Annotated in this window: 23 protein-coding genes; 14 read left to right on the top strand and 9 right to left on the bottom strand. The window is 47.5% G+C overall.

Going from position 1 to position 25,385, the window contains the following annotated elements; translation table 11 throughout:
- Window positions 1-82 precede the first annotated feature (82 nt).
- Entirely contained in the window at window positions 83-1,060 is a 978-nt protein-coding gene (locus EKO24_RS01055) for a FecR family protein (protein WP_127028608.1), read from the top strand.
- 25 nt (window positions 1,061-1,085) lie between these two features.
- Here EKO24_RS01055 and EKO24_RS01060 read toward each other — a convergent pair whose 3' ends face one another.
- Together EKO24_RS01060 and EKO24_RS01065 are read right to left on the bottom strand one after the other, a co-directional pair.
- Window positions 1,086-1,400 (bottom strand): type II toxin-antitoxin system RelE/ParE family toxin, encoded by a 315-nt coding sequence (locus EKO24_RS01060; RefSeq protein ID WP_206667187.1) that lies wholly within the window; start codon window positions 1,398-1,400, stop codon window positions 1,086-1,088.
- Entirely contained in the window at window positions 1,375-1,701 is a 327-nt protein-coding gene (locus tag EKO24_RS01065; protein WP_338323990.1) for a type II toxin-antitoxin system ParD family antitoxin, read from the bottom strand. The genes EKO24_RS01060 and EKO24_RS01065 overlap by 26 nt, the downstream gene beginning before the upstream one ends.
- 227 nt (window positions 1,702-1,928) lie before the next feature.
- On the opposite strand from EKO24_RS01065, the gene EKO24_RS01070 reads away from it, so the two are divergent.
- Window positions 1,929-4,448, top strand: coding sequence for a TonB-dependent receptor (locus EKO24_RS01070; protein WP_127028611.1), 2,520 nt, complete (start codon window positions 1,929-1,931; stop codon window positions 4,446-4,448).
- On the opposite strand, the gene EKO24_RS22755 is transcribed toward EKO24_RS01070, so the two are convergent.
- Together EKO24_RS22755 and EKO24_RS01085 are read right to left on the bottom strand one after the other, a co-directional pair.
- Window positions 4,442-4,903, bottom strand: coding sequence for a hypothetical protein (locus tag EKO24_RS22755; RefSeq protein ID WP_206667188.1), 462 nt, complete (start codon window positions 4,901-4,903; stop codon window positions 4,442-4,444). The two genes, EKO24_RS01070 and EKO24_RS22755, sit on opposite strands and share 7 nt — an antisense overlap.
- Window positions 4,896-5,585: a phosphoribosyltransferase gene (locus EKO24_RS01085; RefSeq protein WP_127028612.1), complete on the bottom strand. Its 690-nt coding sequence runs from the start codon at window positions 5,583-5,585 to the stop codon at window positions 4,896-4,898. Before EKO24_RS01085 ends, EKO24_RS22755 begins: the two co-directional genes overlap by 8 nt.
- 844 nt (window positions 5,586-6,429) lie before the next feature.
- Between EKO24_RS01085 and EKO24_RS01090 the strand changes: the two genes are divergently transcribed.
- The 8 genes from EKO24_RS01090 (at window position 6,430) to EKO24_RS01125 (ending at window position 13,597) form a co-directional block, all read left to right on the top strand.
- Window positions 6,430-7,620: a hypothetical protein gene (locus EKO24_RS01090; protein WP_127028613.1), complete on the top strand. Its 1,191-nt coding sequence runs from the start codon at window positions 6,430-6,432 to the stop codon at window positions 7,618-7,620.
- Window positions 7,621-7,630: 10 nt separating this feature from the next.
- The gene (locus EKO24_RS01095) at window positions 7,631-8,359 is read left to right on the top strand and encodes a ferritin-like domain-containing protein (RefSeq protein ID WP_127028614.1); all 729 of its coding nucleotides are present in this window, start codon (window positions 7,631-7,633) and stop codon (window positions 8,357-8,359) included.
- An 801-nt stretch (window positions 8,360-9,160) separates the two neighbouring features.
- Window positions 9,161-9,547: a hypothetical protein gene (locus EKO24_RS01100; RefSeq protein WP_127028615.1), complete on the top strand. Its 387-nt coding sequence runs from the start codon at window positions 9,161-9,163 to the stop codon at window positions 9,545-9,547.
- Between the two features lie 307 nt (window positions 9,548-9,854).
- Window positions 9,855-10,145: a hypothetical protein gene (locus EKO24_RS01105; protein WP_127028616.1), complete on the top strand. Its 291-nt coding sequence runs from the start codon at window positions 9,855-9,857 to the stop codon at window positions 10,143-10,145.
- Window positions 10,146-10,253: 108 nt separating this feature from the next.
- On the top strand, window positions 10,254-10,577 hold the full coding sequence (locus EKO24_RS01110; RefSeq protein ID WP_127028617.1) for a hypothetical protein: 324 nt from the start codon (window positions 10,254-10,256) through the stop codon (window positions 10,575-10,577).
- 250 nt (window positions 10,578-10,827) lie between these two features.
- Window positions 10,828-11,604: a C39 family peptidase gene (locus EKO24_RS01115; RefSeq protein WP_127028618.1), complete on the top strand. Its 777-nt coding sequence runs from the start codon at window positions 10,828-10,830 to the stop codon at window positions 11,602-11,604.
- A 7-nt stretch (window positions 11,605-11,611) separates the two neighbouring features.
- Window positions 11,612-12,889 (top strand): transporter family protein, encoded by a 1,278-nt coding sequence (locus EKO24_RS01120; protein WP_127028619.1) that lies wholly within the window; start codon window positions 11,612-11,614, stop codon window positions 12,887-12,889.
- 207 nt (window positions 12,890-13,096) lie between these two features.
- On the top strand, window positions 13,097-13,597 hold the full coding sequence (locus EKO24_RS01125) for a hypothetical protein (RefSeq protein ID WP_127028620.1): 501 nt from the start codon (window positions 13,097-13,099) through the stop codon (window positions 13,595-13,597).
- 305 nt (window positions 13,598-13,902) lie between these two features.
- Here the strand turns inward: EKO24_RS01125 and EKO24_RS01130 are convergent, their stop codons facing one another.
- From EKO24_RS01130 to EKO24_RS01140, 3 genes are read right to left on the bottom strand one after another with little or no spacing between them, the layout of a single operon-like run.
- Complete coding sequence (locus EKO24_RS01130; RefSeq protein WP_127028621.1) at window positions 13,903-15,405, bottom strand: sensor histidine kinase; 1,503 nt, start codon at window positions 15,403-15,405, stop codon at window positions 13,903-13,905.
- A complete protein-coding gene (locus EKO24_RS01135) occupies window positions 15,402-16,322 on the bottom strand; it encodes a GGDEF domain-containing response regulator (RefSeq protein ID WP_127028622.1) in 921 nt (306 codons plus the stop codon). The genes EKO24_RS01130 and EKO24_RS01135 overlap by 4 nt, the downstream gene beginning before the upstream one ends.
- Window positions 16,319-16,747 carry a response regulator gene (locus EKO24_RS01140; RefSeq protein ID WP_127028623.1) on the bottom strand — a complete coding sequence of 143 codons (429 nt, stop codon included), beginning with the start codon at window positions 16,745-16,747 and terminating at the stop codon, window positions 16,319-16,321. The genes EKO24_RS01135 and EKO24_RS01140 overlap by 4 nt, the downstream gene beginning before the upstream one ends.
- 263 nt (window positions 16,748-17,010) lie before the next feature.
- Between EKO24_RS01140 and EKO24_RS01145 the strand changes: the two genes are divergently transcribed.
- Window positions 17,011-17,394 carry a hypothetical protein gene (locus EKO24_RS01145; RefSeq protein ID WP_127028624.1) on the top strand — a complete coding sequence of 128 codons (384 nt, stop codon included), beginning with the start codon at window positions 17,011-17,013 and terminating at the stop codon, window positions 17,392-17,394.
- 130 nt (window positions 17,395-17,524) lie between these two features.
- Here the strand turns inward: EKO24_RS01145 and EKO24_RS01150 are convergent, their stop codons facing one another.
- A complete protein-coding gene (locus EKO24_RS01150; RefSeq protein WP_127028625.1) occupies window positions 17,525-18,775 on the bottom strand; it encodes a glycosyltransferase in 1,251 nt (416 codons plus the stop codon).
- A gap of 642 nt (window positions 18,776-19,417) precedes the next feature.
- On the opposite strand from EKO24_RS01150, the gene fae reads away from it, so the two are divergent.
- Window positions 19,418-19,927, top strand: coding sequence for a formaldehyde-activating enzyme (gene fae, locus EKO24_RS01155; protein WP_127028626.1), 510 nt, complete (start codon window positions 19,418-19,420; stop codon window positions 19,925-19,927).
- 435 nt (window positions 19,928-20,362) lie between these two features.
- Window positions 20,363-21,895, top strand: coding sequence for a sensor histidine kinase (locus EKO24_RS01160; RefSeq protein WP_127028627.1), 1,533 nt, complete (start codon window positions 20,363-20,365; stop codon window positions 21,893-21,895).
- 206 nt (window positions 21,896-22,101) lie between these two features.
- On the opposite strand, the gene EKO24_RS01165 is transcribed toward EKO24_RS01160, so the two are convergent.
- Window positions 22,102-23,505, bottom strand: a complete 1,404-nt coding sequence (locus tag EKO24_RS01165) for a DegQ family serine endoprotease (protein WP_127028628.1) — start codon at window positions 23,503-23,505, stop codon at window positions 22,102-22,104.
- A gap of 255 nt (window positions 23,506-23,760) precedes the next feature.
- On the opposite strand from EKO24_RS01165, the gene nadB reads away from it, so the two are divergent.
- Window positions 23,761-25,383 carry an L-aspartate oxidase gene (gene nadB, locus EKO24_RS01170; RefSeq protein WP_127028629.1) on the top strand — a complete coding sequence of 541 codons (1,623 nt, stop codon included), beginning with the start codon at window positions 23,761-23,763 and terminating at the stop codon, window positions 25,381-25,383.
- Window positions 25,384-25,385 lie beyond the last annotated feature (2 nt).

Raw genomic sequence — 25,385 nt, forward strand, 5'->3', positions numbered from 1 at the left:
AACAAATAAGTGGCGGAACTTTTCCCTCCGTTCGTTATATTCAATAATATTCCCACTCAATGACTGGGCAAACGCCGATACCATGACCACACCCGTAGTAAGCGATAATGTCGAAACACTCAAGGATGAAGCCGTTGAATGGCTGATACGCCTGAGCGCGCAAAGCTGCACGGAGTTTGACCGAAAAGCTTTCGCTGTCTGGGTTCAACAAAGTGCGGCGCACCAGGCAGCCTATGCCGAAATCGCCCGGCGCATGAACTGGCTGGAACAGGCTGCGAAAACCGACACAATAAGCCGAAGCGAAGCCCTGCGGTATCGCTCGAATAAACGAAAAACCGTTGCTCATCGTTGGACAAGGTTAGCAACAGCCGCCTTAGTCCTGTTGACCTTGGGCACTGCCACTTTTTCATCCGACGGCTGGTACGGCAGCAGCGCCAGCTATGCCGTTGCGCGCGGCGGTCACGAAATCATTAATCTGCCCGATGGCTCCACTTTGGAAATGAATACCGATAGCGAAGTCAAGGTCCGTATCAATCGCCGGCAGCGTTCGGTAGACGTTGTGAAAGGCGAAGTGTTTTTCAGCGTGGCGCACAATGCCGAACAGCCTTTTATCGTTACCGCCGGTGCCGGGCGCAGTATTGATATCGGCACCGAATTCGACGTTTACCGCCAAGCGCAACAAGTGGTCGTTGCGGTGCAGGAAGGCAGCGTCCGCGTCGAGGCCAAACAAAGCCGCGAGCTGATCGCATCGCAAACCGTTGCCTACGATCAAAACGGCGAGTTTATAACATTGCCGCCGAAATTCAGTATTGCCAATACCACCGCTTGGCGGCGCGGTAAACTGATTTTCGACAATCGCCGGCTCGACGATGTGCTGGCGGAAATCGGCCGCTACCATAATGTTCAGCTAAAACTGGCCGATCCAAAACTGGCCGGCAACAAAGTCAGCGGCACGTTTGCGGTCAAGCGCTTGGAAAGCAATCTTGCCACCATCGCCAACAGTTTGAACCTGACGGTTCATCATTCGGAAAGCGGCGAGATCGTGCTGGCCAAGCGTTAATGGCGGCAAGACGGTTGGCGGATTTTTAAAACGCGCTTTTAATATCCATGCGCTCATGCAAAATGCGTGAAACATAGACAACACGCTGCTCGGCACGATAAAAAATGACATGCTGTCCAGCGGGAAAGGACCGATGATCTTGAGAAATTTCAGGCCGTTGATGTCCAATTTGTGGGTTCTGCCGAATCGTTAACAGGACTTTATCCAGAACAGCACGATAATTGTACAACTGCTGCTCTCCCCATCTTTCCAGCGTGTATTGGAGAATATCGGCAAAATCCTCCTCCGCCTGCGGCGATAGGATGATTGACGGTTCATCCTGTAACATCGGAACTGACATTCTTGCCATTATGCGCGTTGTGAAACGCTTTTTCAGTGATGGCATTGAGTCGACTGGCTGAGTAAATTGCGCCTTCGCCGCGTTCGAGTTGTTCATCGCCTATTTTTACTGCCACCTTAAGCTTCTCAAGCTTTTCGTCTTCTTCCCGCATTCGCCGGATAGCGTCGCGCACTACCTCCGATGCGTTGCTATAAAAACCTGTACCTACTTTCATTTGTAAGTACTGCTCTATTTCCGGGGATAAATTGATGTGCATCGCATACCTCAAGCATACATAAAACAGACACATAAGATACATCATTAAACTTGGGTCTTGCTAGTCGGCCCCATAAAATTGCAATGTTTTAAGCAACTGCGAACGGACTTTTGCAAGCCCCTTAAGCCCATCGTCTATTGTAAAAATCGCCGCATGCGCGATCGTAACGGCATGCAAATCCTCAATCGAAAAAAATTGCGCTTCGTTGTGGCGGCTTTCTTTTAGCTCTTCGTTTTAATTACCGAACGTCACTAAAACACAGGAGATAATGAATGAACCATACGATGAGAGTGCAGCTGACCGCCGTATTGTGCGCAAGCATAGGCAGCGCGGTAGCGGGCGAGCCCGCACAATCTTACGACATTCCGGCCCAGCCGCTGCACAGCGCATTGCAAAAGTTAGCGGACCGGGCCGGCGTGGCCATATTTTTTTCCGAAAACCAGGTCGCCGGAAAAAACAGCTCGGCACTGAAAGGCCAATACAGTCCGCGCGAAGCATTGCAAAAATTACTCGCAGGCAGCGGACTGATTTATTCATCCGCGGCTGAAGATTCGTTTGCGATTAAAACCGCGGATGCAGGGAGCCAAGCATTGGCTTTGCCGCTGATGGAAGTCATAGGAAAAAAGCCGGCGTCAACCGGCTTGAGCACAACGGAAATTTCAGCTCAAGACACTAATGGACGCCAAGCACAAGTTCAGGATACCGCCAGATTACTGGAAGATGTTCCGGGAATGAGCATGCAAGCCGGCGGCGGTGTATCGTCGTTACCGATTATTCACGGTTTAAACGACGACCGGATAAAAATCGATATTAACGGCATGACCATTGCTGCGGCTTGCGGCAACCACATGAATCCGCCGTTGTCGTACATCGACCGGACCAATGTCGGAAAAATCATCGTCATGCAAGGCGTCACCCCGGTCAGCATGGGCGGCGACAGCATTGGCGGCACGATTTCCGTGCAATCGCCGGAACCGGTATTCGCCGAACCGGGTAAAGATATTTTGCTTAACGGCAAAGCCTCGTCGTTTTACCGCAGCAATGGCGATGCCTTTGGCGGCTCTATTGCGGCGGGCATAGCGAACCAAAACGTGCGTTTGGATTACACCGGTTCGCATAGCGAAAGCAATAATTACCGTAGCGGCATCGGCCAAGCTGTCGAATCGACCGCATACGAAAGCCAAAATCACGCGTTCGCTTTGGCGTTCAAATTCGATAAGCATTTGCTGGAATTTAAAGGCGGGCAACAGCATATTCCTTTTCAAGGCTTTCCCACGGTACGCATGGATATGCTGAAGAACGACAGCATCTTCGGCAATATTCACTACAAAGGGGATTACGACTGGGGTAATCTCGAAAGCACTTTGTATCTGGAAAATACCAACCATTTCATGGACATCGGCTACGACAAGCTGTTTCCGCAGCCGCCCGGCACCTCTCATGCGCTAATGCCGATGGATGTCAGGGGGCGCAACCTGGGCTATAAGGTGCAAGCGGAAATTCCTTACGGAAAACGGGATACATTCAGGATCGGCAACGAATTCCATGCCAATGAATTGGATGAGTGGTGGGATCCGGTCAACGGCGGGCAAAAAAGCGTCAACGACTACGGCGGAATGTGGCCTTATGCGTTCGTTAATTTGAATAATGCCACGCGTGACCGATTGGGAACTTTCGCGGAATGGAATGCGGATTGGTCGCCCGAATTAAAATCCACATTGGGCGTGCGCTACGACCGCACCATGACCGGGGCCGGCGTGGTGAAGCCATACTTCAATCCCAACGTGTCGGCCGCCGACAGGGCTTTATGGTTCAACCAAAACGTGCGCGACGCCTGGACCAACCAGTTTGCGGAAGCCGCCCGCTTCAATAATCAAGATCGTTCGCGCGACTACGATACCTTTGATGTGACCGCTTTATTGCAATTTACGCCCAATAATACCAGTCAATACGAATTCGGCTACGCCCGCAAGAATCGCGCGCCCGGTATTTATGAACTGTATCCCTGGAGCACCGGTTCAATGCAAATGAGCATGATAGGTTCGTTAGGGGACGGCAACGGCTATGTCGGCAATCCTAATTTGAAACCGGAGACCGCCCATAACATCAGCTTTACCGCGGCATTTCACGATGCTGAACATAACGCTTGGGAAATCAAGGCGACTCCGTACTTTAGTTATGTTGAGAACTTTATCGATGCCGACCGCTGCGGCAGTTCCAATCCTGTCTGCGGTACCGCCGCGCCGTCAAGTTTTAGAACCCAGCCGGCAAACGGATTCTTGTTTCTTAATTATGCCAATCACGACGCCCGTCTCTGGGGTATGGATTTGAGCGCTAGAGCCGATTTGCTTGATCATTCGACTTTCGGGCAATTCGGCACGCATACCGCGATGAGCTATGTACGGGGCGAGCGCATGGATGGCGGCAACCTGTATCACATGATGCCTTTCAACGCCAAGTTGAGTTTGGATCACAAATTGAACGGCTGGACAAATGCGCTTGAAATGCAGTTTGTCGATGCCAAGACAGATGTGCAAAAACTGCGTAACGAATTGAAGACGCCTTCGTATGTGCTTTTGAACGCCAAAACCGGCTATCAATGGAAACACTTGAGCATCGATGTGGGCCTGGACAATATCCTGGACAAGCAATATTACCATCCGTTAGCCGGAGTCAATGCGGGCGATTATTATGCAATGAGCATTACTTTCCCCGATCCCGGCTATACGAACAATCGTAACCTTCCTGGCATGGGACGTTCGGTATTTGTCGGCATGTCATTGACTTATTGATTAAGCAACCGGGATGGACATGCCTGATGAAAGGTGTGTCTGAGCGCAATCGAAGAGTTCTCAAGAAACGTTAGCGGAGCGGGAGGGCAAACCCCGCTCCGCAGAGAAGGCGCATCAATATGGTTTGGAATTACTGTAAACCGTGCCGCGAGCGTGGCGGCGATGCTCTTGCCGAAGATCCGGCTTTCTCCGGGCGAGAACAGCCGGAGTGCGTCGACGCTTACTGCCCGGACAGATAGCGTAGAAACCAGTCGCGGGCGAGGTTTGCCGCTTGTGCCAATTTGCCGTGTTCTTCGAATAGGTGGGTCGCGCCGGCTGAACCGGCTGCTGCCGCTGCCGTGGGCGAATATCACCAGGCCTTTCGCGGGCTCGGGAATAGCCAGGGAGCCGGTAAGAGAGAAATCGTCAAACGCTATGTTGACGTCGTTCGCCATCGGGGCGGCGGGATTAGTCATGGTTTTGTACCGCGCTTAAAGAATCGGGGGCATGCCTGGCCCAGGCATGTGCCAGAAAATAGCGGACTTCGTCGTCGCTGGTTTGCGGAAATTCCCGATACCAGTAACCGACAGCCGGAAAGGGGTTGGGCATTGCCAGACAGATCACTTCATCGGCTTCCTGCTTCAGCCGCTGTACGGTATCGGCCGGGGAGACCGGTACCGCAACGGTGATAAACAGGGGCTTTCTTTGTCTCAGCGCGGAGACGGCGGCCAGCATGCTTGCACCGGTGGCCAAGCCGTCGTCTGTCAGGATGACATGGCGCTTTTCTATTACCGGAGGCGGCCGGTCTAGGCGATAAGCCCGTTCGCGCCGCTCCAGTTCTTGACGCTCTGCCGTAATGACATCCTCTATCGCTTCTTGGCTAATATCGAGAGCTTCTATGATATTGGCATTCATCACGCAGACGCCGCCGCTGGCGATTGCGCCCATCGCCAATTCCTCATGCCCCGGCGTCCCCAGTTTGCGCACTAACATGATGTCCAGCGGCGCGTCGATGATCCGGGCTACCTCGAATCCAACCGGAACGCCGCCGCGAGGCAGCGCAAGAACGATAACGTCGGTGCGGTTTTGATATTCGCTAGCCAGTGTCCGGCCCAGTAAGTTCCCAGCCTGGCTGCGGTCTTTAAAGGGTAGTTTCAAGACGTTTTTCCTCGCACCGTTTTTTATCAGTTTAATGAAGCATAGGGCGATTTATTTGGAATATAAATATCGGCAAATACTTATGGCATAGGGTTAAAGTATTTGCCGAGCGTAAAATTGAGGACGCTTGGGTAAGAGCCGTCCACGAAAAGCACAAAAAAAAGAGGACTCAGGATGACGTAACCCGCAGGGCGCATCCAGCACTTTTCCAGTTTGTTCGGAACGTTGCCGGTTAGACCTTACAGGTTTTTACCGGGGCCGCTCCCGGCAGTTCCAGCACCATGGATAGCAGTTTCGGCCGCCATCCATGGCAGTCGGTCGCACCGGTTCCCTACCGATTGCGACACTTCCGCCGTCCATGGCAGTCGTAAAACATGGATGTTTATGGATGTCCGGGCTTAACGGCAGCCTGAGCATGGAAACGATGGGTTTTAACAATTTTCGTGTTTTTCGTGCCTTTCGTGGACGATGCTTTTTTCTCTGTTCGCGTAACACCGGTATTCCGCTACTTGAAGCTGTTCAGGCCTTTATGTGCGATGCCGGACAGACCCGCTATGTTTATTCGCCTATGATTAACTATACAACTTGTTAAGCCGCATGCATTACGTAACAAAGATCATTATTCACTTCCATCAAACTCAAGAGGAATCGTTTCCTTAACTGAAGCCAAGCCGGCTGCCGAACAATCGCATGTCTGTATTCCGGATCGGCTTTTGGACACGGCGGCCTCCGCTTTCCAATCCTGACTATGGCGATTAACTGAAGACATAAAGTCCGCGTTGTTTCTAGTGAGCGCATCATCGGCTTTTAATAGAAATTCAATCCATATCCGAGGAGATTAGCAATGGCACTTAATATTTTTGAACATCGGGGACTCCCGATCGATAAACAGCATTTGACCTGGCGGGATATGGTCCAGGTTCCTATCAGCAAACTGGACGACGATGCTTTCACCCGGGTCATGATCATCTTGATGAACGGCATCGAGCTGGAATCGATCCAGTTTTCCAGGGCTTGCGCGCGGATGAATAAGAATCTTCAATTGCCTTTGGCTCAGCTTCGGCGCATCGATCAAAACCAGGCGACGTTGATTAACTGGATGCTCGGCGCCGATCACTCGCCGCTTGAAACCACTATCGCCTACGAGCAGGTTGCCATCGAAGTGACTGCGGCTGTCGCGCAAACCGAGCCGAACCCTTATCTTGCGCAAATTTACCGTTTTGGACTGCTGGAAGACTTCGATCATATGTACCGCTATTCGGCATTGCTGGATAGGCTCGAAGGCAAGGATTCGAATAATATCCTGCAAAGCTACACCGACGTGCTGCCGGGCCGTCCGACGATTTACGAGCACCGCGCGCCGGAAGACGATTTACGGGAATGCTACGACCGCCACAAAGCCCATGCGCTGACCAAAATGCATGCGCTGACGATTACTTCGGCAGAGCAGCAGACCTGGAATTATTATATGAATATCGGCCCGCTGTTTAGCGACCCGCTGGCCCGGCAACTGTATGCGGAAATTGCGCATATCGAAGAACAGCACGTGACGCAGTATCAATGCATTATGGATCACGGCGAAACGTGGCTTGAGAAATGGCTGTTGCACAAAGCCAACGAGGTTTACAACTATTACGGCTGTGCCCAACAGGAAAAGAATTCCAAGGTGAAAGCGATCTGGGAACGCTTTTTGGAATACGAGTTGGGCCAGTTCCACTTTGTCCGCGATATTTTCGAACGTACCGAAAACCGCGATGCGCAAAGCGTTGTGCCGGCCGTTTTGCCGGAACCGATTGCTTTCGAGAGCCAGCGGAATTTTGTTCGCGAGGTTTTGCGCAATGAGGTCAATTTGCGCGCGAAGGGCACGGCTTTTGTCGATATGTCCGAAGAAAGCGTCGCTTCGAAAACTTACCGTCAACGCATCAATGCCGACGGCGTGCCGTCGGAAATCGTTGCGCTTAATTATATCTGGATGCCGGGAGGCGAGGTTAACAAGCTCAGCCATCCGATGAATGTCAGTCAACTTCAACACTGAGGAAAAGGTTATGAAAGACGCTGCTGAATTTGGATTAAACAAAACACCGGCGCAACTTCATCCGGTCATGACCCAGGCAATGCTTGAAGGCTGCGAGGAATTTCCTCCTCATGCCGAAGATATGGCATGCGATGCGTTTACCCTGCGCAAAAGTTATATTCAACATTCGGAACAGTTGGGCGCAGTGCCTCTGCCAAGTACGCTTCGCGGAGCCGTTAGTACAGGCGTGCTGGCTATTCAGGGCAATAGTCCGTCGGTATTGATCGATAAGCTGGGCGAGAGGATGGCTTTTGAGCGTAGCGGTATCCGGCTTTACGATGCGTTGATTACAAAATGCAAATCCGCCCAGCCGGTTTTAGACATCGAAACGTTGGAGCAATTCCGCAACGATGAAGCCGAGCATTTTTCGTTGGTCAGGGATTGTATCGCTTCGATGGGCGGAGACCCGACCGCGCAGACGCCTTGCGCCGATTCGGCCGGTATGGCGGCTATGGGCTTAATGCAGGTCCTGAACGATCCCCGCAGCTCCATTCCGCAGTGCGTGGAGGCCATTTTAATGGCGGAGTTGGCGGATTTTGCGGCTTGGGAGCTGCTGATCGAACTTGCCGACGAATCGGGCCTTAGCGATTATATCGACAAGTTCCAGCAGGCCAGGATGACTGAAAATCATCACATGCATGTGATGAAGAAATGGCTTGAACAGATGACTTTAAATAATCAGGTGGAAGCGCTTGGTTAAAGTTTGCTAATCGATAAACGAGACCGGTTTAGTCAAAAGAGCAGGGCAGGCGGAATACGATTTGTAAGAGAATTTTTTTATGTATCTGAATGTCATCGCGCGATTTTACTGAGCTAAAGTTGCGCGACGACAGCTTTTTAGTATTGGGTTTCCGTTAGCTTTATCTGTGCTATTAATTCGCTTGCTTCGATAAGAAAAAGCATCGGGGCTTTCTTTATAGTTCGTCAGTTTATTTTGAAAAATACATCATAAAAGTTATGCGTCCGTTCACGACAATTCTTCCGTAACACATTCTGCCATTCCGATTCTTTCGGGTACGCTCCGCTGGATCGAAAGTTTCACAAATTCTTGAACATATCCTTTAATTACTTAATATAAATTTAATATATGATTGATTTTAAATTATTAATGATTTTTGTTCTATTGAAATTTAAGGCGAGTTTAGGGATACTGTAATTGTGATGATTAATTAAGTTTAGAGAGATAAGTTAGTTTGCATTTTAGTTGTAAAGCAACTTATCGATCTTTAGGGTATTAATGAATAATGGACAAACTTAATGTGAATCACATGGCTCACCCTAAAATCAGTTGGAATTATTGATAGTTAGTAGAATTACTTATGGTATTCGTACCAATAGTAATTGAATTAAAAATGAAGGATAATAACTGCTAATCTAATATATAAGATAGTTGTTGCATTATTAACTGTTGTCCATCTGGATTTTCTTTAATTATATTTTACTTTTGTCTAGTTAGCTAAAAGGGTGCAACTTTTTATTTAAATAACAAGAGGAATATATTATGACTAAGAAAATGACTTATTTATTCATACCCGCCGTCATGACCTTCTCAGCCGCTATGGCTCAGCCAGTACCGTCAAATCAGGTATTGCTTTCATCTGAACAAATGGATCAAGTAACCGCTGGATATGCTTCATCTTTAGTTGCCAATGCGACTGCCAGTGGAGCTAATTTAGCTGTAACGAATACTTCTACCTTCACCCAAAGTACCTCTACTCTTCAAGTGGCAGGTGGCGGAGCTGTTGCCGTAGCAAATGGGCCAAATGCTACAACTAGCGCAACTCTTACACATACAACAAGTCAACCTTCAAAAGATGTTAGCGTAAGGTACGCCAGTCCTACTCTAAGTTTTCAAGTGGGCTTGAATGCTACTGTTAGTCCTCATTAAGCAACCGAGCTAATTAAACGATACCTTGTCTCTCTTCCCCTGATTCAAAAGAAAAAATGGATATTTATAACCACGGCTACCTATATAAATCAGGCAAGCTACCCGCTATAGACTCACCCATAGTGATTTAAATGCGCATGACGCACGTATCGGGAAGTTTTGGCTATGAATATTGGCATGGGGTTATTGCTCGACGGATAAGATAGGTGTCAATAAGGATTAGTTAGTAGGATTTATAGATTCTTATAATGGTCCTAAAGGTAATGATATCTGAAGGTTTTTTTGAAACTAAACTTGGAGTTTCATTATGAAAAAATTAATTGCTGTTATCGCGCTGGCATCAGGCATGGGCGCGGCTTATGCAGATCAACCCGTGGCATTGACCGATGCTCAAATGGATAACGTAAGTGCGGGAAGCGTGCTCGCTTCGCACGTTCAAACGGGAGGTCAAGCATCTGCTCTTTTCGGCCGAGTCCAAGTAGTTTCTAATGCAACTACATCAACAACTCCCGTTAGTATTTCAACTAGTGGTTCAACGCTTAGTATTGCAACTGGTGTTTTGGTTTCTTCATCGTCTAATACAACCGCTAAGTACTAGGTCAAGAATTTAGCTAATGGGTTTTATAGATTTCTATAAAGCTCGGGCTAATGGTCCCTGAAGACGATAACGTCTGAAGGTTTTTTGAAAATAAGTAGGAGATCTATTATGAAAAAATTAATTGCTGTTATCGCACTGGCATCTGGTATGGGCGCTGCTTATGCAGATCAACCTGTGGCATTGACCGATGCCCAAATGGACAACGTAAGTGCAGGCGCCTTAGTGCAAGTTTCAGAGGCTGCCGGAACTGGCAACGCTTTCGCTGTTTTAGGACATACTAACGTATACGCTAGTGCAAATACAGGTTCAAGTACATCGTTTTGGGGAAACAGAACATATGCTAGTACACATGTAAACTCTAGTGCACAAGGCTTTCTTGTAGATTCTACCGCTACAGTACAGGCAGGTTCTGCAATACTGAAAACATACTAAATTACCAAAGAAAAAGCAGGAAATGCCCCTTTCGTGAAAGAGTAGGGGGCAAGTCCCGCTAGTAGAGCATGACTGTGAAGAGACGCTCTGCGCAGAATAATAGCGTAGAGCGTTTTCTTTTGCCAAGATTTTTTAAGATATTAAAAATTAAAGTTGAAGCTGAGTTGAGCGGCTTGTCTGCTCAAACCCTACTTATGCCCTTTGGGTGTAATAACCGGTTAAGAAACGGAATAGTTTAAGCGGAGATAAAATGGTTTTTGGTATTTATAAATTAAGCGGTTACCTCTATTGGTTAGGTATTTTGCCAATATTGAATAGTATTTATCCAAAGTTAATTGATTCTATAAAAATAGGTATTACTACCTATCTGGAAAACCCTATTCGAAAGCGCGTTATTTTGCCTCGCGTTCTGTTTGTAACGGTTAAGAGGGGATGTTTTTTTATATTACTGACGCTCAGTTTTTCGAGTTTCGCGGAAGCGCGTTCCGTCAAATCGCTGTTAGAAATACGACGCGAAAATGTCGTGGTGCAGCAATGGGATTTAAGCTGCGGGGCGGCGGCTTTAACGACATTATTAAATTATCAGCACAACGATTTTGTAACGGAAAAAGAAGTTGCAAATTCATTGATGAATAGGCCCGAATATATTCAATCTCCCGGCTTGGTAACGCTTAGGCAGGGTTTCTCGTTGCTGGATCTTAAACGTTACGTCGATGCCCGCGGTTATCAAGGAGTCGGCTACGGTAAGTTGACATTTGAAGACCTCCTTAAAAAAGCCCCTATCATTGTTCCTGTCAATATCTTTGGTTACAACCACTTCGTCATTTTCCGCGGAATGATGGGGGATCGTGTTTTATTGGCAGACCCGGCCTGGGGCAACCGCACCATGCAGGCTGAGCTGTTTGAAGATATAAGAATCGACTTTCCGCAAATAGGCAAGGTCGGTTTCGTAATTTCCCGTCTTGATGGAGTTGAGCCGCCCAATCGTTTAGCGCCAGACGCTAGTGAATTTGTTATGACCCGGTAGGTGAATTATGACGACAAATAATAAAATAAATAGTATGGAATACCCTGTTGCACCATGGAAAATCCCGTCACAGGTCGCATTAATGGTGGGAACCGGAATGATCATGTCGGGTTGCGCATCAGTTCGAACGTCGGACAATATGACGGATTCAACATTAGCCAATAAGCTTATACAAAAGCTTGACGAGCGCGATAAGTTGATTAGCGACCTACAGCACCGGGTACAGCAATTGGAAAGTAAAACGACGGCTTCGACCCCGGTTAATAAGCCGCCCAATCCTCCAGCTACTGTAGCGCAAGCAAATCCGCCTGAAAAAACTGCCGGGAATCAAGCCCAAAATCAACCGCCCCCCGCTCAAAAAAAGCCGGAGACGACTCAAAAGAAAGGGCCGTCGGCAGCAGGCAGTTTTGATGTGGATGAGGATGCGGCTCAGCGCGCGTTAGAACGCACCCTGGTCCAGACGGGGGCCTTGTTGTTACCGTTCGGCCAGGCAGAAATCCAACCGTTTGTCACTTATCTAAGAACCGAGGCAAAGCAGCCGTTTCTTTTTGCCAATAACAACAACCTGCAAGTGAGCAATGCGGCTATTCGTAAAAACGAGTTCGACATGGGCGCCAATCTTTTGGTTGGCTTGCCTTTCGACTCGCAAGCGGAGCTTCGGATTCCTTATCAGGTTATCAATCAATCCGTGGTTACGAACAATGGTTCCAGTTCTAACGAGAGCAATCATACCGTCAATTCTTTGGGCGACATCGGTGTCGGTCTCGCTAAAACGGTGGTGCATGAGAAAGGTTGGATTCCTGATTTGATAGCCAGGTTAACTTGGGATACGGCAAGCGGCCATATCAGCAGCAATAATATTGCAATGGGCGGAGGCTTTAACGATTTTATTGCGTCACTGACTGCGCTCAAACGCCAGGATCCGCTTGCGTTTACCGGAAGGCTTTCTTATCAAAGATCGTTAAAGAAAAATGGCATTGAGCCCGGCGACCAGATAGGTTTAACGGTTGGCGCAACATTAGCCGCCAGCCCACAGACTTCTTTAAGCATCGGATTACAGCAAACCTATGCGCAAGAGACCAAGATCAATAATATTAAAGTTCAAGGCAGCGATAATGTTTCAAGTGTTTTTACGGTCGGAGCATCATCGACCATCGGCCATCATCTGTTTTTCTCTGTTTCAGGCGGTATCGGATTAACACAATCGGCACCGGATTACTTTTTTAATATCACCATTCCGTTCAGATTCGATGTGCCTTATAAAGTAATTGGAAATAAATTATAAATATTATTTTATGTTGTTAAATCCGGTTAATTCTAAGCTTTTATACCTATAACATAGGAATTAAGTTTTTATTAAAATATATTCGGTGGATTAAAACTTCAACTTTATAAGGGACGAAATATCATGAGAAAAGCTTGGTTTATATTAGTTATATTATTTTCCGCAAGTTACTCTGTTTATTCTTCTCCATCCGAATCCAACTCGCCGATGATTCTAAATGAAGCTATGCTCGATTCAGTGACTGCGGGAGCTATTTCATCGACGGTAAGCGCCAGCGGAGTTGCCGCCGGTTCAACTTTTACCCAAACGACGATCGATGCAACAACCTATGCCATTGCTTTAGGAAAAACTTTACAAACTGGAGCTAAGGGCGTGGTGTTTGCGCAGGGCGATCTTCTCGCGCTTGCCAGTGGCTCAAGTTCTTCCAGTTCAGGTACAACCGGAGTCAGCGTGGATGGCACGGCTATAACTATCGGCGGGCAGTCCTATATCTTAGTTTGGACCAAAGATATAAGCACGCCGGGGGCTAACGTCGCGATTGGCCATGTTCGTTCAGTTGCCTGTTGCGGACCGGATGCCTATGCCAGCGTGCAAACCTCAACTTTTGCACCGGAAGGTTTTAACGTCAGTGTGAACAACATTAATGAAGTCAATACGCCGGTTTTATCGCTTGCAATAGGCAATGCGGTTGTTGTATCGCACCCGTAATTAAGTAGAGCTCTGACTGTTAAGCCGGTTGCTCTGAGGGTATTTATAGGGCATTCCAACAGATAGATTATTTTTAGACAAAACTTTGGTAGGGCAGGTCAGGTTTATCCTCCTAGGCGTTATTCCGGAAACGGTCTGCTTATTGCTGGGTTTTATGCGAAAAAATAACAGCAATAGAGTGATAAGAATGCGGATTAAACATGTTTATGACAGGTTTTTTTACCCACCATTATCAATACACATAAAAAACCGCTTCCAGTTTTTGGGACTTACGGTCAAACCGAAGATTGGGCACGAACAGCATTTTATCGGTTTTGATTTTTGGGCCATGTAAAAACGAAGGTCGTGCCACGGTGGGGCGGATCGCTTTCCACACGGATGCATCCGCCAAAATTCTCAATCGTCTTCTGAACGATAGCAAGTCCCATGCCGCTACCTTCCACTTGGTCGCGGGGTTTTAGCGTTTGAAACATTTGGAAAATACGTTTGTGGAATTCCGGTGCAATTCCCGGCCCGTCGTCTTTAATATGGAATTCGATGTCGTTGTCTTTTTTCACGGCTGAAACGACTATTCGGCCCTCGTCTTTGTCGTGATGCTTGATTGCATTGTTGATCAGGTTGCGAAGTACTTGTTCGAGCGGCGCCTTGGGAGTAAACAGGATAGGCATTTCACCTTCACATGCAATAGCAAAACCTGGAGGGGGAGCCAGGTACTCGCTAATTTCACTGATCAATGCACCGCTATCCACTGCTTCTGCACTGGTGGTCTTGCGGCCGACCCGTGAATAAGCTAGAAGGCTTTCGAGTAGGCCATCAAGGCGGTCTACCCGGCTACGTAATAGACGTACATTTTCATGGGTATCGTCGGTCACGGCATTCCGGATATCTTCAGCAATCCATTCCGCTAGGTTACGAATACCCCTTAGCGGAGCCTTGAGATCATGGGAAGCAACGTAGGCAAAATTATCCAGTTCGGCGTTACTGCGTTCCAGTTCCTTCTGCGCCGCACCACGTTCCTGTTGGGCTGTTAGCAGATGCTCGCGCATGTGGTTGAATGCATCGGCAATTTGGCCTATTTCATCGTTTGAAGAAATCAAGGCCGGACAGTTGAGTTCCCCTTTTGTAACGGTTTCAATGTTGTTCAGTAGCGCCGCGACGGGACGTCCGAGACGCTTGGCCGTGATGACCGCCGATGTAAAGATAACAATAAAAGCCAAGCCGCTACCGATGCCGATAAAAATGAACATTGTGTTAAGCTGGCCCATGAAATGTGTACGGTTTTTGCTCAGCGCGTCCATTTCTATATTGATGGTTGCATCGATAGTGAGGCGTAACTCATCCATCAGTTGTTTCCCACTATGTCCCTGTACGATGTTCAAAGCCGCTTGTGTCTGACCTTGTTTGGCTAAGGAAATAGTTTGATCCAATTCAACTGACTTTTGCTGAATAAGCGGTCTCATCCGCTCCAAATTGTTTTGCGCGTCCCTAATAGTGATAAGTTCTTGGAGATGCCGAAGTTTGGCGTTGCTTGATGTAATGCCGGTGTAATAAGGTTCTAAATAATCCTCATCCAGAGTCAATAAATAACCACGTTGACCGGTTTCAGCATTGAGCAGATCCGCTAATAAATCGTGTAATTCTCTCTCGATGACTTCAGTGCGCTCGACATGGCGAGAAATTGTCGCTATTTGATCCACGCTCCAGTACAACAGGCCGAAAAAGATAGCAAGAAACACCGATATGATGAAAACAAGCCGCCAGATACTAGCAGTAATCGTGTGGGTGGAAAGCGGCGGCACTGTTTTCATTCGGTTTTCGTCACGCTGACAATACCTAAGCCGGAATGCTTGGCTTCGTACATTGCCGAATCAGCGGTGCGCAATAAGGTTTCAGAATTGTCGCCGTCATCGGGATAACTGGCGATACCAATGCTGACGCCGACCGACAACTCAATACCGTGCCAATCGATTGGGGTTGCAATGGCTTTTTTTATGCGCTCAGCGATAAAAAGAGCGGTGTTGCGATCGGTATTATCGATAAGAGCAATAAACTCATCGCCTCCTAGCCGATAATAAATATCATCGTTGCGCCCTGTGGCTATCAAGCGCTGTCCTATTTCGGCGAGTATGGCATCGCCCGCTTCATGGCCATAGCTGTCATTTGCGGCCTTAAACTTGTCCAAATCCATCATAAAAACGCAAAAGCAGCCGTTGTTGCGCTTGGCTCTGGCAATTACATGGTTTAGATCATGCATCAGCAAACTACGGTTGCCAAGGCTGGTAAGGGTGTCGTGCAAAGCCTGAAATTCAAGCTGAGACCGAGTTTCAGCCAATTCAAGTTCAAGCCGTGATTTTTCCAGTGTATTGGAAATGATACGAAACAGTGAGTCGGGCGTTAGGAGGGATTTAGGTAAATAATCGGAAGCGCCCCGTTTCATGGCTTCCACAGCCACCATTTCATTACCTAAACCGGTCAGCATAATGATGGGAACCTTGGCGCCAAATTTGTCATGAAGCTCGATTAGCAGATCAAGCCCATCGGTACTGGGCAGTTGATAGTCCAGCAGGATGCAAGCCAAGTAATGTTCATCGGCCAATTGATGCGCTTCCAGCGCCGTGGCGGCTTGGAAGATTTTGCCCGTCCATTCAAGCTGGGTCAAAGTGCGGCAAACGATCTTACGGTCTACCTCGTCATCATCGACGATTAATATATTCGAATCAATCATCGTATTTCCGGCAGCTCAACGACACGCCAATAATGCTCGAGCATTGATATGGCATCCATGAAACTATGACCCACACTATGCTTGAGCACGTAGCCGGCAATATTTTTTTCATAAGCGCTTATACGATCCTGTTCATCGGCCGAAGTGGTCATGACAAATACCACGCTGCTATGCAATTCCGGATCCTTGCGTAATTCTTCCAGGAACTCCAGTCCACTCATACGCGGCATATTGAGGTCGAGCAGGATGATAAACGGACGAGGCAAACGTGGGCGGCCATTACTGCCGCGAAGGGTCTCCAATGCTTCGATGCCGTCATTGACCACAAATAAGGGATTTGCGATTTTTATCGTTTGAAAGGCCCGTTTAACGGCCATTACATCCACTTCATCGTCTTCTACAAGCAGAATATTGACTGTTGTCATCTTTTTCTTCTTTTTATTTTGTCAGGTTTGGGTATCCGATAGGCAATTACAGCCGCGATTTAATGCACTTCCGAATTCCTTGAAAATATTTGAACGATAGCGCTGGTCAAAATGAAATTGCACTTCTTATCGATTCAATAAACCATACCGGAGCGAGGGATTATATACGCATGTCTGTAATTCATCGACTACAAAATTCTGCTGTCAAGGTTTTTATTATTAGAACTTTCGCAACCCTAGCCGAATAGGTTGTGTTATCCGGCATGATCACGAAGCAACGTTACGTCGAATACTTGATCTGTACGCCGATCAACTACACCTGTTTCAACTTGTCCGAGCATTTGGAGGATGTTAGCCACGATGTGGTGAGCAACTTCCTGAAACAGAGCCGGATAACGGCGCGGCAGGTGTGGGAACTGGTCAAGGGGCTGATCCACAATACCGAAGACGCGTTCCTGAGCATCGACGACAGCGTCCAAGACAAGCGCTATGCCAAGTCGATTGAGTTGGTCAAAACCCAGTACAGAGGCGCGGTAGGCGGATTGGTCCGAGGCATCGGCGTCGTCAAACTGAAAAAAGTACCGTTCAAGGTCAAATTATTCAAGCGGGTCGCTAACCCAAGAATTAAGGCTTATTCAGGTGGGTAGCGAAAGTCCTACTTATTTTAATGACGGGTGACGACGATGGTTACTGTCTTTATAGGTGATTTTTGATTTAGAGTTTTGATTTCCATCAACTTCGTAGCCTTCCAATTGCATTTTATACAATCAAAAAATTCTAAAATCGCGCTTCAATAAGTTGTATCGCCCTGCTCACCCCATTCTGAGTTTGCATGGCTAAACTTGCCTGCTGGGCATTGTGTCGTATCGACTGCGAGTCCAATACAGTCCGTATTCCTTTAGCCAAGTCGACGGCAGTGACCTTTTTTGCCGGTAGCGGCTTGCCTGCCAAACCCAGCGCTTGCAGTTGTCTGGCCCAGAATAATTGCTCGTCCATAAACGGCACTACGACGGATGGACAGCCTGTGCGGGTGGCGGCATGGGTGGTGCCCGCGCCGCCGTGATGAACAACGGCGGCGCAATGCTTGAATAACGGCTGGTGCGGGTGTCTGCCGATGAAATAGACTTGGCCGCTTTGGCTGTCGGCAGGATAACGCTCCGAACTGGTTTGGATAATGGCTCGGCAGCCTGATAAAGCGGCTGCTTGCAAAAACAGCTCCATACTCCAGTCGGGCACCGCTTGTTGCAAGCTGCCGAAAGTCATATACACCGGCTCATCGCCATTAGCCAGAAATTCGGCTAGTTCGCTTGACATTATCCAATGTTCGGCATTTTCGCTTAGATTCAAAAAGCCGCAGACTTGGTGATGCGCTTCCACGTTGCCAAATGACGGACAAAACCAAGGGTCGACCGCTACCAGATCGAGTTGTTGCGAGGTCAGCAGTTCGCTTAACACATTGGCAGGTGGCTTTTGGCCGGCTTCCAACCACAAACGGGTTAACGGTTTTTTTAATATCCAATTGAATATGATGTCCAATAGCCGCCAGCTCAATTTGTTGATATGTTCGCCCAAATCGGGAAAGCTGAAAGGCGCAACCGCCGGATTCGGTATTGCCGCATGGCACAAGGTTATGCTGAAGAAAGGCTTTTTTTGCTGTAGCGCGGCCAGTTTTAAAGGGTACAAGAAATGATGGCCGATCAAGATGTCGTTATCGGCGGCTAATTGCCGGGCAGCCTGATAGATGGTTGGTTCATAGGGAAAAAAGGCTTCATCAAGCAATGCTCGCAGCCATTGCAAAGGATTCATCCGAAACGAACGTTGGGCAAAGCCTTCCATGTCGAAATCAATATGTTCAGGTACTTGGCGATAGCTTATTCCCAGCTGTTCGCAAATTTCAACATAACGGCGGTTGTCGATACTGCTTACCACCAGCATTACAGAGTGACCTGCTTTTTGCAGGCCGTCCGCCAATGCTAGCATCGGGCGAATATCGCCGTTAGAGCCCCAGGTTTGTATGCCTATTTTCATTAGGCCGTTAAGCTATACGGAGATGCAGCGGATTTTGTCATTTTTAATAAGCACTTATTTTAAATAGTCCATTCTAGCAAAACCTTTTTTGAGTTTGTAATTGTTCGTGATCAATGTTGCTTGTGCGATGCCGGACAGACCTGTTTTACCTATCGGGTTATGTAGTTCGCTAAGCCAAATTCGCGGTTGGTAAGCATTTAGCCAGAGTTTGTTGCGATTGATGCTTTATATATAAAATCAGTATGTTAATTGTGTAATCAAGTGCTGGGTAAAGAAAGTAAACAGGCTGGATGCCCAAGGGCCGGCAACGACTCATCAAGCGCTTAAACAACAAATTCTCGCAATTTTACAGCCGGTGTTGATATAGGTAATGATACGGATATTACTGATTTTATTGCTATGTTATAAATTTTTAAACACCGGTGTATCGGAATTAGGATATTGAAAAGATTAAAAAAATTATCTGTGTTCTCCATATATGGCGGGAGCGAGGCACAGGTCGGTTAAAGGGCTGCTGTCATGATCGAAGTTGACTCTAAGATAGTTCCATTGGGCTCTTATCAATGGATAACGAAAGAATGCTTTGTTATCTCTATTTCATCATTCAAGAATTGATTTGCAAATTCAAGAGGAGAAACTGACATGAAGATCGATAAAGTACTGGTAGGCGAGGCCTTGGTCGGTGAAGGAAAAGAGTTGGCTCATATAGACTTGCTCATGGGACCGCGCGGCAGTGCCGCTGAAATTGCATTTTGTATTACTCTGACTAACCAGAAACGCGGCGATAATGCGTTATTGGCGTTGGTCGCCCCCAATCTGATGGCTAAGCCTAATACTGTCATGTTCAATAAGGTTGAAATTAAAAACGAGACGCAGGCAACGCAAATGTTCGGGCCGGCGGAGCGTGGCGTGGCCAAGGCTGTAGTCGATAGCGTCAAGGAGGGCGTAATTCCATTGGATGAAGCCAACGATATATTTATTTGCGTAGGCGTGTTTATTCATTGGGATGCCGAGGATGATAACAAAATCCAAGATTGGAACTATGAAGCGACTAAGCTGGCGATTAAACGCGCTGTCGCCGGAGAACCGGCTGCCGATGAAGTGATTGCCCAAGAGGATGTAAAACATCATCCGCTCGCGGCGCACGATTAAAGCTGAGTTGGGCAGCTTGTCTGCCCAAACGAAACTTATGGCCTTTGGCTATAAAGCTGAGTTGAGCGGCTTGTCTGCCCAAACGAAACTTATGGCCTTTGGCTATAAAGCTGAGTTGAGCGGTTTATCCGCTCAGACTCTACTTATCCCCTCTGGGTATAAGAAACTAATCGAAATAGAGAATGGAGGATAGAGTCAATGAGCTTTTAAAGAACATCCCCTCCCTTTTTATTTTCCGGCGTTTGGGTAGAGCGGTTTAGCTTTATCGAGAACGGAACTGCGATTGTAATAACTCATCAACATATGTCACAGTAAAAAAACAGACTCACTGATAAAGATTATAAAAGCCGATCTTTGTCTATAGCCTTGCTAATTGATTGGCATCGGCTAAAACCAGACAGACCGTTTAAACTCTATTTAATCTATACCTGACGAATGCAACCGCTCATTGACCTTTTCGATATTAAGAATCTGATTCCTCACGGTTATTGTCTATCGTGGAGCCCTATATTACTTTCGTTACATGTGGTATCAGACCTGCTGATCACCCTGGCTTATTTTTCCATTCCTCCCGTTCTTGTTTATTTTATCCGGCAGCGTAAAGATTTACTTTATCCAGGGCTGGCTGCGATGTTTGCCGGATTTATCGTTGCTTGCGGTACAACGCATTTACTGTCGGCGGTCACGGTTTGGGTGCCTTTATATTGGCTGGACGGTTTGGTTAAAGCGATTACCGCAGTTGTTTCGTTGGTTACCGCGGTGATGATGATATGGATTATTCCGCACGCCTTGTCTGTGCCTAGCGTCGAGCAATTACAAGCGGAGATACAACAAAGAAAAACGGCAGAGGATGCGTTGCGGGAAAGTGAGAATAGATTAGCCACCATTCTCGATAGTGTTGAAGCCTTTATCTATATTAAGGATTGCAACTACCAATATCAGTACGCCAATCAGCCGGTAAGGCAGCTATTTAATAAAAGTTTGACAGATATTATCGGCAAATCGGACGATGCATTTTTTGATCGGGATACGGCGGCAAAGCTGCGTGAAGACGATCGCCGCGTCATTGAGTTGGGTGAGCGTATCGCTACCGAGAATATTTATAGCAGCAAAGATAACATCATCCGCCGCGCCTATTTTACCGTTAATCAGCCGTTACGCCGTAAAGACGGCAGCATTTACGGTTTATGCGGGATTTCTACCGATATCAGTGAACGCAAGAATCGAGAGCAACAAGACAAGAAGCATTTGGACGAACTCGCCCATGTTACGCGTCTGGGATTGATGGGGGAAATGGCTTCCGGTATTGCTCATGAAGTTAATCAGCCTCTGGCCGCGATTTCCAGTTATACGCAAGTCAGTTTGAACCTTATCGACTCCGAAACGCCTGATCTGGTGAAGCTCACGGAAGTCCTCTATAAAACTCAGCAGCAGGCCTTAAGGGCAGGACGGATCATTCATCGCATGCGGGAGTTTGTAAAGTCGCGTTCAAAATATCGTTCGAGCGCCGACGTTAATACGTTGGTTCATGAAGCCGTCAGCTTGTGTATTGCGGAACTTAAACAAAACGACATCATGTTGATGTTCGAACTGGAAGACAAGTTGCCGCCCGTTTATGTCGATCATATACAAATTGAACAGGTCATTATTAACTTGATTCGCAACAGCGTCGAAGCTTTGCAAAACTTACCCTCGAAAGAACAGCGCCATTTAACGGTCAGTAGCCGGTTGAATCTCGATAATGTCGTAGAGATTAGGGTGAAGGACAATGGGCCGGGGCTTAATAAAGAGCAACAACGGAAAATATTAACGCCTTTTTATACCACCAAGCTGGACGGCATGGGCATGGGCTTATCGATTACGCGTTCAATTGTTGAAGCGCATGAAGGCGATTTACATTTCAATAGCGAGTCTGGAAAAGGCGCTACTTTTTATTTCACTCTGCCTGTACAGAAACCTGAAGAGTGAATGGTATAGGATGTCCAGGTTTATTTAACGCTGAGTTCGAAGATTAGACTTGGAATTGTCAGGAAGTTATAAAGGGCCGCGAAGATTATGAAAATTCATAATCTCGTGCCCTTTATGAAGAAGCGTTAGCTATTTGTAGCTACTTGTCTGCTCAAACGAAACTTATGCCCTTTGGGTATAAATTTTGATGGGGTGAGTAGATGCGGCTATTTTTCAACTTTAATAGCCAGGAATACCGGACTGCCCTGACGTTGTATCAAAACAGCGACCGATTTGCCGGTCGGGAGCTTTTTGATAATTTTCTCAAAATCGGCGGCATCGCGGATGACTTCGTTTTGAATGCGCAAAATTACATCGCCACGTTGAATTCCGGCATCTTTAGCGCTGCCTTTGCCGACGTCCTGTACCAACACGCCGTTTTTGCCGAGTTGCATATTTTCTCTTTGCGCATCGGTTAAATCGGTGACGCTAATGCCCAGCCGGTTATGTTCATGTTTAGGCGCCGGGGTTTTAGCTTCCGCCAGTTTATCCACTTCTTCCGGTAGCAGTCCCACTTTGAAGTCGATATCCCTGGTTTCGCCTTGTCTGATAATTTTTAGTGTGGCTTTGTTGTTAATCGGCGTGATACCGACCATAGGAGGTAAGTCACCCGAAGCGTCAATCTTTTGGCCGTTAAATTCGGTAATAATATCGCCGATCTGTAAGCCTGCTTTTTCAGCCGGGCTGCCGGGCAGCACTTTAGAAACCAATGCGCCTTGCGGCTTTTTCATGCCGAACGACTCAGCCAGTTCGCGCGTTACGTCTTGTATTTGCACGCCTAACCAGCCATGAGAAGCTTTACCGGTGGCTTTTATCTGATCGACGACATTCATTACGACATCCATTGGGATAGCGAACGACAGGCCCATGAAACCGCCGGTACGGCTATAAATCTGCGAGTTTATACCAACAACTTTACCTTCCATATTGAACAGGGGGCCGCCTGAATTACCTGGGTTTATCGCGACGTCCGTTTGTATGAACGGAACATAATTCCCACCAGGCAGGCTACGTCCTTTCGCGCTGACTATGCCGGCCGTCACGGATTGCTCAAACCCGAAAGGCGAGCCTATCGCCAATACCCATTCGCCAACCTGGAGCTTGTTAGGATCGCCAATAGAAACTGCAGGCAAGTCTTTGGCGTCGACTTTTAATAATGCAACATCGGTACGCGCATCGTAGCCGATTGCCTTGGCTAACAGCTCGCGGCGGTCCGATAATTTGACCACGATTTCATCCGCGTCTTTTACCACATGACTATTGGTCAGAATGTAACCGTCCGAGGAAATGATAAAGCCGGAGCCTAAGGAGGCTGTATCTCTAGGCACATACCCGCCGCCTTGTTCTTCCAGGAAGCGTTTAAAAAACTCTTCCATTTCGGGAGGCATTCCTTCCGGTAGCTGCTGTTCGGGAGCATTTTCGGCTTCTGGCGGGGCTTTTTGGGTGGAACTGATGTTAACAACAGCTACACCATTGCTTTTTACCATCTCGGTAAAGTCCGGTAACTGTGCCAAGGCGTTTTGGCCGAACAAAACGATCAGGCAAAAACACCAATTAATTTTTTTGAGCATAAAAACCTCCATTTAATATCATGAGTGAAATAACAAAACGATCAAGTTATAGATATAGCTTGCAAAAGAGTTCAGTCTTATTTTTTAAGGCTGTAACGTTCGCTAGTCCGGATGGTAACAGAGACAAAATATATCTGGATAGTGATATAAAAAAAATTGCTATCATACTAAAAAGCTATATTATCCATTAACAACAATCGAGCACGTTAATACTATAAATTTTCTTTCATTTATTCTGCTTATATCTGTATCTAAATGCCTAATCCCCAAAATTACGATGTTCTTATTATTGGCAGCGGCGGCGCTGGCCTAAGCTTGGCGCTTAAGTTGGCCGATCATTCTATGCGTATCGCCGTGCTGTCGAAATTCGCTTTGACAGCGGGCAGTACCTATTATGCTCAGGGCGGTATCTCCGCGGTTTTCGGCGCCGACGATTCTATTGAGTCGCATATTGAAGATACGCTGGATGCCGGGGCAGGGCTTTGTGATCCGGAAATTGTTAGATTGACGGTAACGCACGGAAAAAGCTCGATAGATTGGCTCAGAGAGCAAGGTGTGGTTTTTACCGAGGAGCAGACCGAATCCGGCGAAATAAAGCTGCATTTAAACAAGGAAGGCGGGCATTCGCACCGCCGTATCGTACATACTGCCGACGCAACGGGTAAGGCGGTGTCTTTGTCTTTGATTGAGCGCGCTCAGGAACATGCGAATATCGAGCTGTTTGAACACCATAATGTGGTGGAGTTAATTACCAGTCCCAAGCATGCTAAAGAATCGGAAAAGCGAATAGTGGGCGCCTATGTTTTGGATTCAAAAGTACAGCAGGTCAAGACGATGGCGGCTCGCGTTGTGGTTTTGGCAACAGGGGGCGCAAGCAAAGCCTATCTTTACAGCACCAATCCGCAAAGCTCAACCGGCGACGGCATAGCCCTGGCTTGGCGCGCAGGCTGCCGCGTCAGCAACATGGAGTTCATGCAATTCCATCCGACTTGTCTTTATCATCCGCAAGCGCAGTCGTTTCTGATCAGTGAAGCGGTAAGAGGCGAGGGCGGTAAGTTGATCTTGCCGGATGGTTCATCATTCATGCAGCATTTCGACCCAAGAGAAGAATTGGCGCCCAGGGATATTGTGGCTCGGGCTATCGACCATGAAATGAAAAAACGCGGCATAGACTGCGTTTATCTGGATATTAGCCATAAGTCGGAACAGTTCATCCGCGAGCATTTTCCGACGATCTACCAGCAATGCCTGGAGTTTGATATAGACATCACTAAGCAGCCTATTCCCGTGGTTCCGGCCGCTCACTATACTTGCGGCGGCGTTTTAACCGACAGTTATGCACGTACCGATATTACTAATCTGTATGCGATAGGGGAGGTTGCCTGTACCGGTTTGCATGGCGCCAATCGCATGGCCAGTAATTCGTTGTTGGAATGCCTGGTATTTGCGGAGCGTGCCAGCGAGGATATTTTGCAGAAAATCGCCGGCATTTTGCCGCCGCCGCCCATCCCGGATTGGGACGAATCAAAAGTTAGCGATTCCGATGAAGAAGTGGTTGTTTCTCACAACTGGGATGAGTTGCGGCGCTTCATGTGGGATTATGTCGGCATTGTCAGAACCGATAAACGCTTAAGCCGGGCGATGAATCGTGTGGAATTGCTTAAAAAGGAAATCGCCGAATATTACGGTAATTTTCGTGTTACCAGCGATTTATTGGAACTGCGTAATTTGGTTATTGCCGCTGAGCTAATCATTCGTTGCGCCCAGCAACGTAAGGAAAGCCGAGGCTTACATTATACGCTCGACTATCCGGAGACCGATAACGGCAGGCCTGCGCAAAATACCGTTTTGACGCCGTATCAAGCGGGCCGTAGTTGATC

The sequence above is a fragment of the Candidatus Methylobacter oryzae genome (assembly GCF_003994235.2).
In the GTDB taxonomy this organism is placed as follows: Bacteria; Pseudomonadota; Gammaproteobacteria; order Methylococcales; family Methylomonadaceae; genus Methylobacter_A; species Methylobacter_A oryzae.